The following is a 16,013-nucleotide window of genomic DNA, read 5'->3' on the forward strand; positions in this document are numbered from 1 at the left end:
AGGGCCGGAACAAAACCCGCTCCGTACCGATCCAAACGGGGTGGCCCGGCTACGTACGTAGCCATGAACGTAGCCATGGGGTGTGGGGTTGGAGATCGGCGGCTTCGGTGCCTGGCCTTCCGTAAGCGGCCTTTGCCTGAGTCCTTGGCGGGCGGGTTCCTGATTGCGGCCGCTCCATGAGGTGTACCCCTGCGGCAACAAGGATGCGTGTACGATGTCAACGTGCCCTAATCGTTGATAGAGTAATGGCGTCCGTGTACGGTGGCGCACATGGCAGACCATCCCGCCCCACCAGTCGGCGGACCGCTTGTCACCGGCTCCGAGATCGCTCGGCTTGCAGGCGTCACGCGTGCCGCCGTCTCCAACTGGAGGCGCCGGTACGAGGATTTCCCCGCACCCGCAGGCGGCGGTGCGAACAGTCCGTTGTTCGACCTGGCCGCGGTGCAGGCGTGGCTGGACAAGCAGCGCAAGGGCCAGGACGTCTCGGTGGAGGTGCAGCTGTGGCAGGCCCTGCGAGCGGCCTACGGTGACGACATGATCGGCGGGCTCGCCGACGTGGCCCAGCTGTTCGCCGGTGCCGAGGACGAGGCCCCGGAAGGTCTGCCGACAGACGCCATCCGACTGGCGCGGCAACTCGGCGACAGTGGATCACCCGGTGACCTGGTGAGCGCGCTTACCGACCGCTTCACCGACTCGGTGCGCCGGGCCGGGTCCGACCAGGTCACCTCACCCCGCATCGTCCACGCGGTGCGGCACTTCGCCGGCCAGGTACGCAGCGATGCGACCCTCTTCGATCCGGCTTGTGGCATCGGAACGCTGCTGTTGGCTGTCGGGCCCGAGGTGGGCCCCCAGCGGTGTGGTCAGGAGGCCGACACCCGCAGTGCTCGATTCGCGCAGCTGCGGGCCGATCTCACAGGACGCACCGGCATCGACATCCGCACCGGAGATTCCTTGCGCGGCGACCACTGGCCCGACCTCAAGGCCGATCTCGTCGTCTGCGATCCGCCCGTCGGTGCCACGGACTGGGGTCGTGAGGATCTGCTGCTCGACCGTCGGTGGGAACTCGGCACACCGTCACGTGCCGAAGGCGAACTCGCCTGGCTGCAACACGCTTACGCACACACCGCGCCGGGTGGGCGCGTCCTCATGGTCATGCCTGCTTCGGTCGCCTACCGCAAGGCCGGTCGCCGTATCAGGGCGGAGCTCGTGCGGCGCGGCATCCTCACGGACATCGTCGCCCTCCCCCCGGGCAGCGCGGTGTCGCACGCGCTCCCCGTGCACCTCTGGCATCTGCGGCGCCCGCAATCCGGGGATGACGCCGTCGCCAGGGTGCGCATGGTCGACCTGACGGCGAACGATCCCGATGGCCCATTGGTGCCAGGGCCCGACCAGACGGCGGACGTACCCCTGATCGAACTCCTCGACGACACCGTGGATCTGACTCCCGGCCGTCACGTCGAGGAGTCCCACCGCGACTACGCGACCGAATACGCGGCACTGCGGCAGGAGTTGGCCGAACAGGTGAGTCTGCTGGCCGACCTGCTGCCGACCTTGATGGGAGGCGGCGGCGCCAGTGCTTTGGAAGGGCCGTCCGTCAGTGTCGCCGACCTCGCGCGGGCCGGGCTGGTCGAGTACGGCGATCCGGAGCCGGTGTCGGTGAGCGATCAACTCGACACCGACTACCTCCAGGGCTTCCTGCGCAGCGCGGCGAACACACGTCGCTCCACCAGCGCCAGCGGCACCTACCGGCTCGACGGCAAGGGTGCTCGCATCCCGCAGATGGACATCGCTGAGCAGCGTCGATACGGGGCAGCATTCCGCGCACTGCAGGAGTTCGAGGAGCGGGTGCGGAGGGTGGCCGAACTCGGTAAGCAAGCGTCGGCGCTGGCCCGGGACGGCCTCGGCAACGGGGCTCTCACGCCAGGAGATTGACTGGCAGTCACATCACAATAGAAGAGCTGTACCTCACCCCGCCTGCGGAACGAACGCACTGGGCGATCCGCTCCACGACACGGCCAACGCCTCCCGCGCCCGTGTGCACGCCACGAACAGCAGACACCGCTCCCGGAGCAGGTCGGACTCGTGCTGTAGCGCGTCCACGGACGCCGGAGTCACTTCGCGGGCGAAGGGCAGCGCGCTCGCCGTCGCTCCGAGGACGGCGACACACCGGAACTCCAGTCCCTTCATGGCGTGCATGGTGGCCAGCCGTACGCCGTCCGTGCCCGGCCCCGGATTGTCTCTGACCCGCACCACCGGCACCCGGGCCGCGGCCAGCTTGTCGTACGCCTTGTCGAGCAGCACGTTGAAGCGGGCGCAGACGCCGATCTCCGACGGGCGGATGCCCTGCGCGATCCAGCCCTCGACGCGCTCGACCAGCGCCGCGACCTCCGCCTGCTCCAAGCCGTACCCGTCCACGTGCGGTCTACGGCCGTGCAGGAGCGACCGGTAACCCGCCAGGGTGTCGCTGCCCTCGCCGCCCAGGTCGTCGACCGACACCGGGCTGAGGATGCCCGTCGACCAGGCGAGGATCTCCTCCGTGCTGCGGTAGTTGATGCGCAGGCGGTGAGTGCGTCCGGTCACCGAGATGCCGAGCGAACCGAGGGAGACCTTCGAGTCGTAGATCCGCTGGTGCGGGTCTCCGGTGATGAACAGGTCGTCGCTGCCGGCCGGCACCGCACCGCGCAGGACGCGCCACTGGGACGGGTGGAGGTCCTGCGCCTCGTCGACGACGACATGGTCGTGCGTGGGTGAGGAAGAGGCCAGGAGCTCGGCCGCGCGGGCGCACACCTTCAGGTGGGTCGTGGTCTTCTGGTCGCGCAACATGGACTCGAACAGCTCGACAGCGGGCCACAGTTGCTCCCGCCTGGTCGGCGAGAGCGCGCTGCCGCGACCGCGCCGGGAGGCCGCGCGGTAGTCGTCCAGAGTGCGCAGATCCTGGGCGAGGACGACGTGGCGGTACTCCTGGGCCAGGAACTGCTCCGTCCAGGGCAGGCCGAGCTTCTTGACGACCCGCTGCCACACCTGCCGCTCCTCCCGGTCGCCGATCGGGGAGGGCGCCCGGCCGTCGAGGCGGGTCACGATGCCGTGCGCGTAGGCGTTGACCGTGGTCACCTCGACGCGGGTGAGCAGCGACTCGTCGTCGTCCAGGAGGACGGCCAGGTTCTCCCGCAACGACGCGGCCAGGGCGTTGGTGAACGTGGTGAGCAGCACGCGGGTGTCCGGGGAGCGGTTGAGCAGGTGCTTGACGCGGTGCAGTGCCGCGACCGTCTTGCCGGTCCCCGGTCCGCCGGTGACCTGCACCGGGCCGCCGTACGACGTCCGGTAGGCGACGCGGCGCTGGGAGGGGTGCAGGAACACCCGCCAGGCCGTGAACGGTTTCTCCAGGATGTCGGCGAGTTCCTCCGGGCCGGTGACCAGTGTGATGCGGCTCGTGGTGTTGGCGAGGACGACGGCCAGGCTCTCGTCCGGGTCGGGTCCCGCGTCGACAGGCCGTCGGACGGCGATCACGTCCCGATAGACCTCTTCGGGGCTGAAGCCCTCGGCGAGGTACTGCAGCACCTCGCACTGGTCCTCCGGCAGCAGTGTCTCGAAGGCCCGCAGTTGCGCCTTGTCGACGATGGTCCGCACGGCCCTGAGCACCTGGTCGTCGATGCCGAGTTCGCGCAGGACCGTGTCCGAGTACGTCGCGAAGAGCAGCGCGTCGGCGGCCGCGGCGGCCTTCTCCAGGGCCGGGGTCAGCTGCTCGATCGCCGCGACGTTGCGGACCTCCAGCGCCCGGGTCGCGGAGTTCGTGGTGTACAGCCGCTTCGCGGCCCAGGTGTAGGCGTCGTCGTGCGGGACGACGTTGACGAGCAGAAAGACGTCACTGCCGTCGTCGGGGGCGAGGACGACGCCGCGCCAGAAGTCGTTGATGCGGATGGTCCGGATGCGGGGGTCGCGCGCGTTCTCCACAGACTCCAGGTGCAGGCCCTTGTCCGCGTGCAGTTCGGGCACAGTGAGCTGCTGGAACTTCTGCATCGCCTTGCGCACACCGGCTTTGACGGGCCGTTCCAGGACGTCGTAGCTCTCCCAGAAACTGTTGGCGAACGCGAGCTGCGGCACGAGGCGCACTCCCCACCCTGAACGGACACTCCGCAGTCGATCATACGCGCGGTGTGCTCACCAGCCGGTCGGCCACCTTCGCCATGTCCGAGAGCAGCCCGGAGGGTTCCTGGTCAAGGTCGAGGGCGTGCTGGTGGATGACGATGCCCGCGTGCCGGACCACGTGGGCCGCGTGTGGGGCGTTGCCCTTGGCGTACACCAGGTGACCTTCGCGCAGGCCGAGGGCGGTGCAGTACGCGAGCATCTGGTAGAGGTCGGCGTCCGGGAAACCGTCCCGCTTCTCGGCCTTGTACTTGGCGTCCACGACGGCGCACGGGGCGCCGTGCGGCCCGTAGAGCACGAAGTCGGGCTTCATGCGGATCGCGGACGCCTCGTCGAGGTGATGCGGATCCTGGAGCCGCGCCGAGTGCCCGAGGCCACGGCACGCCTCGCGCAGTGCCACCGTCACGAAGTCCTCGAAGAGCTTGTTCATGTCGAACAGGAAGCCGTCGAGGCGCAGTTCACCGGGCGCGTGCTCGACGGAGGCGTTGTCCAGGACGACCCGGGCGAGGTGCAGGGCGTGCTGGTAGCGCGAGTTGAGCCGGCTCGGCTGCCAGGCAGGCAGCGGTTGACCCCGCACGATCACCGTGACCTCGGCCAGGCGGGCACGTTGGTGGAGCAACCCGCGACGCACGTCGTGGGGTACGCCGGGCAGTCGCAGGAGGCGCTCGACGGCGGCGCGCAGCAGTCGGTTCTCCGCGATGTCGGTGGTGAACTCGTCGTACTCCACCTCCACCGGCAGCGTCGCGCCGAACCGACGCCGTATCTGCTCGGCTTCCCGGATGCGGCCCCGGACGACCAGGGACGCCTCCTCGGTCACCCGATATCCCTGGAGGAGCCCCTGCCGCAGGGCGCGGTCGATCTGCCGCTCAACGGCATGGGCGAGGGCGGGCAGCAGATCGCGGTGCCCGGTGACATCGACGTCCCCGTCCCGCCAACCGCCCTTCGGGTCGAGGCCGTACCCGAGGAGGAAGAAGAGGCGGGCGATGGGAACCTTGGGGGTGACGCGTACGGTGACCGGCTCGTCGTCTCCCGGCACCGCGACCGCCACCGCGCCGACCTTGCTGCCGGCCCGCAGGGACCAGTGCCCTGGGACATACGGATCAGGAGCCGCGTCCACGATGTCCCCGGCCGCCAGCGCCCGCCCGACCGTGTCCGACAGGGCGACGCCTGCGGCCGCCGCGTGCTCGACGAGTTCGACGACACGGGTCACCTCGACGACTCCCGCAGGGCGGCGAGCCCGTACCGCTTCTCGACGTCCACGCCTTCCCCGTAGTGGTACTCCTCCAGCAGGGGCAGGATCTTGGTCCGCCACGTCCGTTCGAGGCCGCCCTCCCGATAGACGCCCCGCTTCATCAGATACGAGGGCCCGATGCGGAAGTCGGCGTCGTCGATACGGGAGTTGAGCGCGTCGAGCAGGTCGGCCGGCTCGGCGTCGCGTCCCTCGCGGGTGAGCCAGCGGCGCAGCAGTCCGCTGGTCGGCTCGGTGCGCGGGGACAGTTCGACGAAGGCGAAGCGGCGGCGCATCGCCGCATCGACGAGGGCGATCGACCGGTCGGCGGTGTTCATGGTGCCGATCACGAAGAGGTTGGGCGGCAGCGCGAAGTCGTCACCGGAGTACGTCAGCCGGACCGACTTGTTGCGGTACTCCAGCAGGAAGTACAACTCGCCGAAGACCTTGGCCAGGTTGGCGCGGTTGATCTCGTCGATGATCAGGAAGTGCGGGATGTGCCGGTTGCCCTCACGGGAGGCCAGATCGGCGAGTTCGCGCAGCGGACCGGCGGTGAGCCGAAAGGCGACCTCGCGGGTCTGCGGATCCTCCTGCGGCCGGAAGCCCTCGAAGAAGTCCTCGTACGCGTACGACGGATGGAACTGCACGAGCTTGACCTGCTCGGGCCCGCCACCGAGGAACTCGGCGAGCTTCAGGGCGAGATATGTCTTACCGGTCCCGGGCGGGCCGCACAGCACCAACTGCCGTTCGTCCCACAGCAGATCACGCACCTCACGCAACCAGACCGTTTCGTGTACGAGGAGCTCCTCGGCCAACTCGTCCGTAGGCTCGGGCAGCTCCAGCTCACGCCGGGCGGTGAGCGCGGGGATCTCCACGCTCGGGTCCCGATCGGCGGCCTCGGCCTCCTCGATCAGGTCCTCGTCGCTTATCCCCAGGCCGTCGATGAGATCCTTCACCGCGGTCAGGTCGACGACGTCATGCTGCGCGGAGAGCTTCTGCTGGAGCGCCTCGGGCAGGCCCTCGTACGCGTGCCCGTCGTCCGCCCAGTCCACCGGTCGGCGCAGATCCGACCGGCCGTCCTCGGAAGCGAGCTGCTCGGCGTCGCCCGTGATCTTGCCGACGTACAGCCGACCGCCCGAGATGGTGCACATGGTGTCGCCGGGCCTCATCCGGGAGAGGAACATGTGCAGTTCCTCGACCAACTGCACCTTCTGGTTGTACGTCGCGGTGGAGGCGTAGTCCTCCTCGACGGCGGTGCGCAGCCGGTCCTTGCTGACGCCCTGCTCGACACCTTGCCGCAGGTGGCGTGCGCGCAGGGTCACCAACCCCTCGGGCAGCCACAGGCGCCGGACGAGGTCGAGGCCCGAGACATTGGAGCCGCGTACCAGCCAGGCCCGGTTGGGCCCCCACCACACCTGGTCGAGATAGTCGGAGAGCGGATGGCCGTCGTCCGTCTTCCACTCCAGCCAGCCGTTGGCACTGCGACCGACCAGGATCTCGGCGGCGGCCGACGGCGAGTTGCACTCGACATCCCGCGTCGTCTCCAGCCGGCCGGGCCACTTGGCCGATTCGGTGAGGACCCCTTCGTCGATCAGCCGCTGCCTCAGCCGGTAGGACGACGGCATGCGCACGGGGAACGACGGCACCACCTCGGACCGGCCCGGAGAACCGGCCAGGACGACGAACTTCTGACTCCCGTTCGTCCCCTTCTCGGTCAGCAGCCGCCCCCGGGCCTCGGGGCCGCCGTTGGGCAGCCGGAGCCGGAACTCCGGGTACTGCGGGCCGTCGTCGACCATGGGTTCCCCCTTGCACAGCTGGTGCGATCTTGCTTGCAGCGTACGGGCCGGCACTGACAGCCCCGCAGGAAATCCCGGGAGATTTTCGGCTCAGCTGCCTGTGGCACGGAGGACCGTCAGGAGGCTGGTGACCTCCTTCAGCCGCCCGTGGATCTCCTCCGGACGTGGCGGCAGCTCGTACGTGCGGTAGTGGCATGCCGCGCTCAGCGCCGACCAGGTGGTGCGGCATCGACGGGCGGTGTCGTGGCCCGCGTACCACTCCAGGCACAGCATGCGGTGCTTGCCGACCCGCGTCATCGACGGAGTGACCCGCTGCCAGTAGGCGTCCAGGGCCTGGTCGAGCGCCATGCGGAGCAGGACCGCGGCGGCACGGGCGCGGAGGCCGGGAGGCAGGGTGGTCACGGTGCCGGGGGCGGGCAGGAGGAGGCGGGCGGCGGCGGCCACCAGGCCCTCTGGGGACGCGCTCATCGGGCGCCCCCGGTGCTCTCGGCCCCAGCACTGTTCCGGATCGCCGCCGCGAGCGCCTTGGTGCGGCGGACGAGATCCTTACGGTCGTCCACGGTCGGCAGAGGTGTGTGGGCACCCGAGTTGAAGGCCTCGATCAGCGCCCAGCCACCGGGACAGATCCGTTCGACGGCTGCACGGGCAGGCTGCTGCTCGTCGCCGAGCAAGGCGAGCGACACGTACGTCTTGGTGCGATCGAGGGACTCCACGCGCTCCTCCACGGCCCGAAGCCCGAGTCCCTTCTCATCGCGGAGCCTGCGCCGAGCCGTCTCCAGACAGGCGGCTTCCACCGCCACCCTGCACATGGCGGGGAGCACATGGTCGGCCACGTCCTGCGGCAGGCCGCGGTCCAGAGAGACGGCCCGCGCCTCCGCGAGAGCCTGCTCCACCGGGTCGGTGAGCGTCTCCACGCCCACCACGGAGTCCGTCTGGCGGCTCACGCGTAGGACGGTCGCCTTGATGCCGAGATGGGCGACGGCCTGCTGGAGCCGGGTGTCATGGGTGAAGACGATCACCTGCCGGTCCTGGGCGTACGCGTCGAGCACCCGGGCCAGACCCTCGACCTTGTCGGGGTCCATGGACTGCACGGGGTCGTCGATGACGAGGAACCCGAACGGACTGTCCGCGTGTGTGGCACGGGGCAGGAAGAGCGAGAGCGCGAGCGAGTGCAGCTCGCCCTGGCTCATCACGCTGTAGGCGGGGGCGGACATGTCGTCCACGGAGACGTCGAGCTCGACCTTGCCACGACCGGGAGTGCCCGCGAGGGTGACGGATCCGAGCGTGACGCTGCTGTGCTCGCACAGCTTCTGCCACACCTCCTGCGACCGCTGGGCGAACGGCCGCAGACGCTCGTCACGCAGCTCGTCGATGATCGGCCGCAGCCAGGCCCGCGCCTTGCGCGCGTGCTTGCGGCGCTCGCGCGCGACCTCGGCTGCTTCCTCGGCACCGAGCCACTCCGCCAGCCGTACGGCGAACGGCTGCCAGGCGACGTCATGCGCGGAGAGCCGCTGAACGGCTTCTTCCCGCACCTGCCGGCAGGCGTCGTCCAGGGTCGCCGCGGCACGCTCGACGCGGTCCGCCAGCTCCCGGGGGTGGATGACATCCCGGCACTGGACCCACTCCTGCCACACCACCATGAGCGGGGAGTCCTTGCCGCGCAGCCACACCGGAACCGGCTGTACGAGGTCGTGCACGGCCCGCACGGCCACCGCCACCTCCTGCCGGGCGGCCTCGGCGTCGGCTGCCTCCGTCTGGAGCCGCTCCACCTCCGTCCGCGCCTGCTCGGCCCACGCCCGGTCCAGCCGGTTCTCGGCGCGGCAGACCGGGCAGTCCGCGCTCCCCGAGCGCCGCTGGTGCTCGATCGCCGCCGCCAGCAGCCGGGCCAGGCGGCGCGCCTCCTCGGCACTGCCGTACCGGGCCTCCTCGGCAGCGGCGGCGGCCTCCCGCAGCATTCCGACAGCCCCGCCGACCTCCGCCAGATCCGGCCCGGCGAGGCTCGCGTGCTGTCGCAGCCGGGCCAGCTCGGCCTCGGCGGCCGGGGTACGGCTCCCCAGCAGCGCACGCACCCGGCCGAGGTCGCGCGTGGCTCCCGACAGCGCCTGGGTGGCCTCGCGGGACCTGGGGTCGTCGAGCGTGCCCAGCGCGTCGAGGAGCTGCGTGGTGAGAGCGTCCGCGTGCTTGATCGCCTGGTCGCACTCGCTCGCCGTGTCCTTGACCCGGCCGTCGAACTCGGCGAGCAGTTCGAGCCCGAGGAGCTTGAAGAAGGCGTCGTGCAGACCGCCGAGCGTGCCGTTGATCATCGACCCGAGTTCGCTGTACGGCAGGAACGGCCGGGCGAGGTCCAGCGCCTCGGCGTCGACGACCTCCTCCAGTTTCCGCTCCGAGCCGTCCGGTCCCTCGACCTTGGTGCGCGCCTCGTCGACCTTGAGCCCGTGCCAGGTCCGCCGCACGGTGACCGCATCGCCCCGCTCGCCGACGGCCAACTCGACGCAGACCTCGGGGGTGACATCGGGACTGTGCAGGTTGCGCCAGCCCTTCTGCCAGTCGGTGGCCCGCCGTCCGTCCCACCGGGAGTTGCGTCCCGTCAGCGCGGTCTCGGCGGCCTCGGCGAAGCTCGACTTCCCGGAGCCGTTGGGACCCGCGACGACGACCAGCCCGGGTCCGGGCGGCAGTTCGAGGGTGGTCCGCGGACCGACGCCGCGCCAGCCGGCCGCGGTGATGGACCGGAGCTGCACGGGTTCAGCGCGACCTCCACTGCTCGTGGCCGGTTCGTCGGGAAGCAGCTCGCGCAACAGCTCCTGCACCTGAGGCGCGAGGTCCGAGTGGCGCAGTCGGTCGAGGAGGAGAGCGCGGAGGGAGGCAGGGGGCTGATCGGTCATGGTCGGTTCCCGTTGTCGGGGCGTGGGAGAAGGGGCCACGCGGACTGATGATGTGCCTTGTTGGCGCCTTTAGCATGGCGACATCCTGTTAGCACTGTCAACGCATATGCGAGATTCCCAATAATCGAAATTGTGTACGCGCTGGAGATGTCGGACCGGTCGACCAAGCCCGCTAAGGTGACCGCATGCCGTCCGCGCACCTGCTGATCATCGGAGACCGCGCCGCACTGAGCTGGGTGGTCACCGAGCAGCGGATGGCGTTTCCCGCTGGCCGGGCCAAGGCGGCGCACGCTCTGGGGGAGGGCGACGAGGTCTTCGTCTACACCACGCGCGGTTGCTTCAGGAATCCGACGCGTGACCTCGGCCGGGTCATCGGACGGGCGACGATCGTGAGTCCCGTGCGCGTCTTGGACGAGCCGGTCGTCTTCAACGAGCGCTCCTACTCCGAGGGTTGCCGCCTGAAGGTGTCGGGGCTGGCCGCGTTCCGTGAGGGGCTGGTCCTGCGCGATCTGGTGCCGCGGCTGTCAGTCTTCCCTGACCCGGCGACCTGGAGTGTCCGTATGCGTCGAGCGTCGCTGACCCTTCCACCGGCTGACGCCGAAGTCGTGCGCACGGAGTTGGAACCGCTGTTGCGTTCGTACGGCGAAATGCGCGAGAGGTACCGCTGGGAACCGGCAGGGGCTTGAGTGTCACCACGAGCTTCGGTGTACCGGCCACGTTGAACGGCCAGGGGGCGGAACCAGGAGGTCGATTCTCCCCGGCCTGTTCCGCCCCCACCCGACTGTCCCGGGTCAGCGTCGGTCTGTGGCTCGCGGGTGCCCCGTACCTGCGAAGGTGATCCAGCAAGTCTCCCGGGCGGTGTCGAGGAGGTACCAGATGCGGCCGCCGCCGGTCACCTCGATCTGCCACTGCTCGCAGGTCTGCCCGCGGTGGGTGCCATGCGCCAGGCCGCCCTTGAGGCGGTGGTGCCGGGGTGTCTCGGTGGCCGGTCTGGGGGCGGTGCGCATGGTGATCCAGGCGCGGTAGGTGTTCTCGCGGGCCTGCTGGGCGAGGCTCTCCCAGCCCTTGGCCGAGGCGGCGTCGGCGAAGCGGACTTCCCAGTGGCCGTCCGGTGCCGGAGGTGCGGCGCGGTCGCCGCGGCCCGCGGTCATGTGACGTCCCGCGGGTCCGGTACCGGGCCGTAGTCCTCGCCGTGATCCCTGGTCAGCGCGGCCAGCAACTCGGGGTCGGAGTAGACCTCGGCGGTGTGCTGCCAGGCGATGAGCAGTTGGGCGACGGACGCGCTGTTGCCGAGCGAGTCGGCGGCGCGCATGGTGTCGACCAGTTCGACGGCGAAGGCGTGGAGATCGGGCTCGGGAAGGAAGCGGACCCAGAGGAAGGCGTCCGGCAGTATGTCGAGGAGCAGTTCCATGCTGCCGGGCTCCCGGCGCGCCATCGCGACCAGCATCCGGGTGGCTGCTGACACCACGGTCTGGTCCTGCTCGGCCCGCGCCGCGGTGTGAGGACCAGATCCTCGCCGTCTCTGCGGTGCAGGAGCAGTCTCGGCGATTCCTTCAGCCGGGCAAGCGTCTGCTTGTTCTTGTTCACCAGCTCGGAGAAGTTCACGGCTGCACTCTCGGCACTCATGACTTTGAAACTACTTCGAAACTCACCCTGGCGCCATCACCCAGAAGAGGGACGCGGAGTGGTGGACCGATCACCGCCCTGCGCAGTCGGCGGACTGACGTAGGACTGGTTGCGGGCGTCGACACGGTTCTCTTCAGTCGACCGGCGACCAGGTGTCATCGGCTCGTGCCCGCGCGCTGATCCGGCCATCGATCCGGCGTGGTGCGAGTACCGTTTAGAACGCAGCCGACGCCCACCATCGAACCGGGAGCACGACCGTGACCGCACTGCACGCGCAGCCGCAGCCCGGTGAGCCGCTCATCCCCATGCCCGCCCTGACACCCGACGCCCTGCGTGCCGCCGTCGAACAGCTCACGCCGAGCCGTATGCCGGCGTTCGTGCGTGATCTCGTCGACGCGACCACCAGCGCCCAGCGGGCCCAGTCCCTTGCGCCGCTGCGCACCTTCGTCCACGCGTGGGGTGTGTTCGTTGCGATCCAGCGCTACCCCTCACGAGCCGCTCGCCTGCGTCACCTGGAAGACGTGGTGAGCGGAGGGGTGGAGGATCCAGCGGATGCCATCACCGAGATAAGGAAGATCCACGCAGATGCGGAGGCCGAGGCCGGCCTGTGACCGACTGGAAGTGGGACTACAACCCGAGCGAGGAGTACCTGACCGCCGGGCTTCCCGTCGGCGTTGTCGCAGAGGTGGAACGCATCGCCACCGAACTCGCCGCGCTGGGCCGCGACGCCGAGACGGCAGGAAGCAGACCCGAGGACAAACCCGGTGGGCTGAGAAACTTCCCGATCTTCGGCGGGCGCGGTTTCATCCAGTTCCTCGCCGTACCCCGGCACGAGTGCGTCTACATCTGCAACATCGTCTGGAACGGGTAACGGCGCTGCGGCGAACATCACTGCTCGTGTCCGCTTCTCAGGGCGGCAATGGTCCGCACACCGATGTGGCCCGCTCCGTAAGCCACGCGGCCGCTCGTTGAGGAGGCGCATGGGTGTCGACGCCGATGACGTGAAGGGTGCCGAGCCTGCCCCGCGAGCCGTCGACCCGGAGGACGCGATGAGCGTGGCCGCCCGGCTGGGGATGGACGATCACCGCGTTGGGGGCGTCGGCGGGGGCATAGCCGGCGCTGTACGTGAGGAGTTGGTGGATGTCGGCGGCGCTGACACCGTGGCGGTCGTAGCGCTTGTACTTGGCGTCCACCGGCAGCAGCGTGCGGTGGGGCCGGTCAGGCGCCGGGAGGCTCAGGAGCAGGTCGGGGCGGAAGGTGGAGGCGTTGCCGAGGTCCCCGCGGACGGTGATGCCCCTCTCGCCGCGGCTGGCGACGGTGTGTCCACCGCACGGGGCGGCGGCCTCGGCGCCGAGGCGTCGTACGACGGCTTCCCAGAGCGCGGGCATGGGCAGCAGGAGGCCGTCCGCTGTACTGCCCAGGTCGGTGAGCAGGTCGGTGACGCCTCCGCCGCGCAGCAGCAGGCGTGCCCAGGTGTGCGCGGGGCGGTAGCGGGCGTTCAGGCGCGTGTATCTGATGCGATCGAGGGCGCGCAGTGCCGCGTCCGGGGTGGCGGCCCGCGGGAACGCGCCGGCGATCCCGTGCAGGTCGCGAGCCAGGTCGGAGCCGGAGGTGACGGTGAGTGCGACTCTCAGCGCGGTCCCCAGGACGCGGTTGTCCCAGATGTCGGTCTCGCGGTCGAAGGTGCGTATGTGCAGCTGGTCGAGTTGTCCATACCGACGGGTGGCCTGGGCCGCGAAGTCCAGCCGCCCCCGCAACACCGGTTCCACGCTCTGGTGACGTACGTAGTCGCGGCGCAGTCCCTCGCGCACCAACCGTTCGCACTGCTCCAGCAAGGCCGCGGCCACGAGATCGGCGTAGCCTTCCGGGCCGGTGGCCCAGTGTCGTGACATTGTCCGAACGGGCGTCGGCGCGTTCAGGGCGTAGGCGAGCCAACTCATGAGCCGTTCGCCCGGTATGGCGAATTTGGGCTCGATGACGATGCGGACGCGGTCGAGGATCAGGACTCCGACGCTCGAATCCGCCCGGAGTCGCCATCCGGAGCGGTCGGGGCGCAGGGTGAGGTGACCGCCGGCCTGGAGGGCGTGCAGACGCCCGATGTCCCGGGAGGTGAGCTGTTCGATGTCCAGTGGAACGGACTGGTACTCGCCGAGGCGGACCTCGGTGCGCTCAGGCATCGAGACCTGACTCACCGCCGCTGAACTCGGCGGCCAGGGCGGCGGCGAGGTCCTGGGGTGACATGAGCGCGGTGCGGCCGGTGTCCGCGTCGACCAGGCTGCCGAGGACGCGGTGCAGCAGGTCGGCGCGGCCGAGGCAGTAGTCCTCCAGCAGCGGGATCACCTCGTGGTGGAAGGCCGCGGCGAGGTCGTCCTCCGTGGCGATCGGCATGCCGTCCCGCAGCAGGTAGGCGTGTCCTATCTGGTGATCGGCGTCGAGATGCCGGGTGATGCGGGTGTTGAGGGATTCGAAGAACTCAGCCAGGTCCAGCGGGCCGATCGTGCCCGAGACGGCGTCCGGGTCGGGGCCGACGGAAACGAAGGCGAAGCGGCGGCGTACGGCCGCGTCGAGGTGGCTGATGCTTCGGTCGGCGGTGTTCATCGTGCCGATGATCCGGATGTTCGGCGGCACGGAGAAGCTCCGCCCACTGACGGACAGGGCGAGGGGCAGGCCGCGCTTGTCGAGTTCGAGGAGCGTGATCAACTCGCCGAAGATCCGGGGCAGGTCACCGCGGTTGATCTCGTCGATGATCAGGAGGTACGTCTGCTCGGGATGTGCCGAGGCCCGGTCGCACAGGGCGTGGAACACCCCGTCCGTGAGGGCGAGCGTGAGCCCGGGGCCCGTGGCGCTCAGGTCCGGTTTGAAGCCCTCGACGAAGTCCTCGTAGCCGTAGGAAGGGTGGAAGGTCACCAGATGGACCTGCTCGCCGCCCAGCATCTCGACCTGGGCCGCGGAACGCTGGGCCGGGCCGGTGTTGATCACGTCCGCGCGGCCGGCCATGAAGAGGGCGGCACTGAGCGCGAGCCGGGTCTTGCCGGTTCCGGGAGGCCCGTGGAGGATCACCTGGCCCTTGCGTTCCAGCGCGTCCAGTACGGCCCGGACGTCCTCGGGCGCCAGCTCGGCGGATGACGGGGCGGCTTGCGCAACGGAGTCGGCCGCCCGGTGTGCGGTGAGCCTGGCGAAGAGCGTCGGGTCGACCTTGGCGAACGTGGACCGCCAGCCGTGCTGAGGTCCTGACAGCTTCTGCGCGTGGGAGACGTCCCAGTCGACCGGGACCACGTGCCGGAACTCCGGCCGTTCGGGGTCGAACCGATAGCCCCCGGTGACAGTGCCCGTGGCCAGGACCTCATCCATCCCACGGTTGGCCACGACCCGGTCTCCCGCCTCAAGGTCCCGGAACGCGAGAAGTCTGCGCGCGGTGGTGAGGCTACGACCGCTGCCGCTGGGCCAGTTCGCGTCGAGAGCCTCTTTCAGCTCGGAGTCGGTCTGATACTCGCCCAGGTCACGAAGCTCGTCCCACCCTACGCAGATGAACCCGCCGTCGCGGCACTCCTCCCACAAGCGGGCGCGCTCGCCGGGGGCGATCTTCCAAATCGTGCGCGTCTGCGGACGCGGGTCGAAGTCCTGGTAGAGGAAGGTCATCACCTCGTTCCCGGTCCAGCCCGCGAACTCCGGGCGGGAGCCGACTAGTTCGAGGAGTTGCCGGTTGCTTCGCCAGGTCGGTGAATCGGCGCCCGACGTGCCGCCCAGCAGGGCGAGGAACTTACGCAGGTGCCCCGCGGAGTAGACGGGGAGGAAGTGCTCGGGGAAGTAGGTGGCGAGAGTCTTGGTCACCAGCGCGGGCCCGAACCGAAGGATTTCGAGGTCGTCCACAGCCGCGAAGTCGCCCACGGCCGTGGCGGTCAACGCCCGGCAGAACTCGGCCCGAAGACGCTCCCACGCCTCCTGGGGCTCCATCCCGCGCAGCGGCGCCGCGAGCCGCCACTCACCGGAGTTGTGGCGGTACATGATGTGCTTCGCGGCGCTGCCGCCCTTGATGCTGCCCAAGCTCTGGGTGCCGAACTCCATGAGCCGGCAGTACGTCATGCCCGGACCGGACGGGTTCAGGCCAAGGGCGTAACGCTCCAGGAGCAGCTTGGGCCAGTCCTCTAGGGGGAACTGGGCCAGCACCTGCTTGCGCTCCTGCTCCGCGCCGGCTTCGTCCTTGGCAGCGGTGCTCCGGTCAAACCGGGCCGCTGCTTCCCATATGTCCACGCCGTCGGTCATGGGCGTCATGATGCCGGAACGGTGAGGGTCGCAGGGGGTGTAGGGCGATTTGGGCCTGCGTGGCCGCGTCCGCCG

General features: G+C 69.8%; 12 protein-coding genes and 1 pseudogene. 4 read left to right on the forward strand and 9 right to left on the reverse strand.

The genetic code is table 11. The annotated features are described in order from the left end of the window. The first annotated feature begins 270 nt into the window (after nucleotides 1-270). Complete coding sequence (locus LJ657_RS03810) at nucleotides 271-1,932, forward strand: N-6 DNA methylase (RefSeq protein WP_232646736.1); 1,662 nt, start codon at nucleotides 271-273, stop codon at nucleotides 1,930-1,932. A 33-nt stretch (nucleotides 1,933-1,965) separates the two neighbouring features. Here the strand turns inward: LJ657_RS03810 and LJ657_RS03815 are convergent, their stop codons facing one another. The 5 genes from LJ657_RS03815 to LJ657_RS03835 form a co-directional block, all read right to left on the reverse strand. Continuing rightward, nucleotides 1,966-4,101, reverse strand: coding sequence for a UvrD-helicase domain-containing protein (locus LJ657_RS03815; protein WP_232646737.1), 2,136 nt, complete (start codon nucleotides 4,099-4,101; stop codon nucleotides 1,966-1,968). A 40-nt stretch (nucleotides 4,102-4,141) separates the two neighbouring features. Beyond that, entirely contained in the window at nucleotides 4,142-5,353 is a 1,212-nt protein-coding gene (locus tag LJ657_RS03820; RefSeq protein WP_232646738.1) for an McrC family protein, read from the reverse strand. Further along, entirely contained in the window at nucleotides 5,350-7,167 is a 1,818-nt protein-coding gene (locus LJ657_RS03825) for a DUF4357 domain-containing protein (RefSeq protein WP_232646739.1), read from the reverse strand. The genes LJ657_RS03820 and LJ657_RS03825 overlap by 4 nt, the downstream gene beginning before the upstream one ends. A 90-nt stretch (nucleotides 7,168-7,257) precedes the next feature. Next, nucleotides 7,258-7,635, reverse strand: a complete 378-nt coding sequence (locus tag LJ657_RS03830; RefSeq protein ID WP_232646740.1) for a hypothetical protein — start codon at nucleotides 7,633-7,635, stop codon at nucleotides 7,258-7,260. Continuing rightward, on the reverse strand, nucleotides 7,632-10,049 hold the full coding sequence (locus tag LJ657_RS03835; protein WP_232646741.1) for an AAA family ATPase: 2,418 nt from the start codon (nucleotides 10,047-10,049) through the stop codon (nucleotides 7,632-7,634). Before LJ657_RS03835 ends, LJ657_RS03830 begins: the two co-directional genes overlap by 4 nt. Nucleotides 10,050-10,234: 185 nt before the next feature. Between LJ657_RS03835 and LJ657_RS03840 the strand changes: the two genes are divergently transcribed. Continuing rightward, complete coding sequence (locus tag LJ657_RS03840) at nucleotides 10,235-10,735, forward strand: hypothetical protein (RefSeq protein WP_232646742.1); 501 nt, start codon at nucleotides 10,235-10,237, stop codon at nucleotides 10,733-10,735. Nucleotides 10,736-10,840: 105 nt separating this feature from the next. Here LJ657_RS03840 and LJ657_RS03845 read toward each other — a convergent pair whose 3' ends face one another. Together LJ657_RS03845 and LJ657_RS03850 are read right to left on the reverse strand one after the other, a co-directional pair. After that, complete coding sequence (locus LJ657_RS03845; protein ID WP_232646743.1) at nucleotides 10,841-11,200, reverse strand: hypothetical protein; 360 nt, start codon at nucleotides 11,198-11,200, stop codon at nucleotides 10,841-10,843. Further along, nucleotides 11,197-11,675: pseudogene (locus tag LJ657_RS03850) on the reverse strand (hypothetical protein). Before LJ657_RS03850 ends, LJ657_RS03845 begins: the two are co-directional and overlap by 4 nt. Before the next feature lie 257 nt (nucleotides 11,676-11,932). Here LJ657_RS03850 and LJ657_RS03855 point away from each other — a divergent pair. Both LJ657_RS03855 and LJ657_RS03860 read left to right on the forward strand, forming a co-directional pair. Continuing rightward, complete coding sequence (locus tag LJ657_RS03855; protein WP_372487796.1) at nucleotides 11,933-12,286, forward strand: DUF6247 family protein; 354 nt, start codon at nucleotides 11,933-11,935, stop codon at nucleotides 12,284-12,286. Continuing rightward, a complete protein-coding gene (locus LJ657_RS03860) occupies nucleotides 12,283-12,546 on the forward strand; it encodes a hypothetical protein (RefSeq protein ID WP_232646744.1) in 264 nt (87 codons plus the stop codon). The genes LJ657_RS03855 and LJ657_RS03860 overlap by 4 nt, the downstream gene beginning before the upstream one ends. Before the next feature lie 37 nt (nucleotides 12,547-12,583). On the opposite strand, the gene LJ657_RS03865 is transcribed toward LJ657_RS03860, so the two are convergent. Then, complete coding sequence (locus tag LJ657_RS03865) at nucleotides 12,584-13,852, reverse strand: McrC family protein (RefSeq protein ID WP_232646745.1); 1,269 nt, start codon at nucleotides 13,850-13,852, stop codon at nucleotides 12,584-12,586. Next, nucleotides 13,845-15,938, reverse strand: coding sequence for a DUF8426 domain-containing protein (locus LJ657_RS03870; RefSeq protein ID WP_232646746.1), 2,094 nt, complete (start codon nucleotides 15,936-15,938; stop codon nucleotides 13,845-13,847). Before LJ657_RS03870 ends, LJ657_RS03865 begins: the two co-directional genes overlap by 8 nt. Nucleotides 15,939-16,013 lie beyond the last annotated feature (75 nt).

Origin of the sequence: Streptomyces guryensis (genome assembly GCF_021261325.1) — a bacterium.
GTDB classification, from domain to species: Bacteria; Actinomycetota; Actinomycetes; order Streptomycetales; family Streptomycetaceae; genus Streptomyces; species Streptomyces guryensis.